Annotated in this window: 1 protein-coding gene; it reads right to left on the reverse strand. The window is 57.0% G+C overall.

All coding sequences use genetic code 11. The annotated features are described in order from the left end of the window. Positions 1 to 88 precede the first annotated feature (88 nt). Positions 89 to 1,054, reverse strand: a complete 966-nt coding sequence (locus ABEH27_RS25640) for a transposase (RefSeq protein WP_346616242.1) — start codon at positions 1,052 to 1,054, stop codon at positions 89 to 91. Positions 1,055 to 1,271 lie beyond the last annotated feature (217 nt).

Consider the following 1,271-nt stretch of genomic DNA (forward strand, 5'->3'; position numbering starts at 1 on the left):
GCATGGGGCATCGCACCTGAAAAGTCCTTCGAGTGTTTGGGTGCAGCTTGGGGGCCCTCAAGTGGGCTGCGTAGCAGCCCAGCCAGCTTTAGCTGACGGGTTTGGCACCTCCTGTGTACACCTCTGGCTTCCAGTCTGCCTGATGCCTCATCAGGCCGAAGGCTAGCCTGGCCAGGCGGCGTGCCAGAATCACAAAGGCTTGGGTAGTCTTCATCCCGCGTCCCAGATGATGGGCGTAGAACTGCTTCCAGGTCTTGGTTCGACTACCGCTCATCGATGCGTTGTACAGCAGCCTGCGAACCTCCGCGTCTCCGCGTTTGCTCAATCTGCCCTTGCCAGACCATTTGCCGGACTGGGCAACCGTCACATCCATGCCAAGGTAGGCAACAAAAGCATCGCTGTTGGCGAAGTCACCTCTCATGAATGACATCACCAAACCGACGGCAGTCAGGAAGCCAACCCCTGGCAGTTGCTGAACACGGCTTAACTGATCTTGGAGTCCAGCCTCTTTGATCACTTCGCGCAGCCCCTTTTCCAGCGACATCTCTGCTTTCTTGATGGCTTTCTCCATGCGCTTGAGCTCGGAAGCGAACAACTTGTCGCCCGACCAGCTCATACGCAGCATGCCGCGAATCTCCACGAGTTTGGCACGGCGGCGCAGCAGCACCTGGATTTTGCGGTGCCCTGCTGGCGGTGGTGTCCAGGCTTTCAAGGAACTGCGCTCTTTGCTCAAGTAGCGAGCCAGTAACGCAGCATCATGTGCGTCTGTTTTCGCACGTAAAGCGATGCTTTCCCGGTATTTGCTCAACCTTAGGCCGTCCACCACATACACCGTGAATCCAGCAGCATGAGCCTGCTCGGCCATCTCCATGTGGTAGGTGCTCGTCGCCTCAATGGCCAGCGCTGAGCCGCTAGGCAATGTTTTCAGCCAAGCCCTGATCGCCTTTGGGGTGTTTGGGATGGCGAAGGGTTTTGTATCCGGAGCGCTTTGAATCACCAGTTCATCTTTGGCGGTATCCACGCCAGCTTCGAATGGTGTTACGGACATTGCCATGGATAGCTGCTCCTTGTAGCGTAGTGGGACTTGAAGGGCACACCCTGGCGCAGGCTTGCATCTATCGTCGCTTGCTCACGAGGCATTCCTTATCGGCGCTTGGGTGTTGAAAGGAGGAGGGGTGATTTCTCCCACGGTCTGTACTGCTGCGAACAGTCAGAAGCGAGCTATGTCCCTCCTCCTCCCTTCAAGTCCTACCATACAAGCGGGCTTGCCC

It is taken from the genome of Pseudomonas sp. P39-UII1 (assembly GCF_039672635.1).
GTDB lineage: Bacteria > Pseudomonadota > Gammaproteobacteria > Pseudomonadales > Pseudomonadaceae > Aquipseudomonas.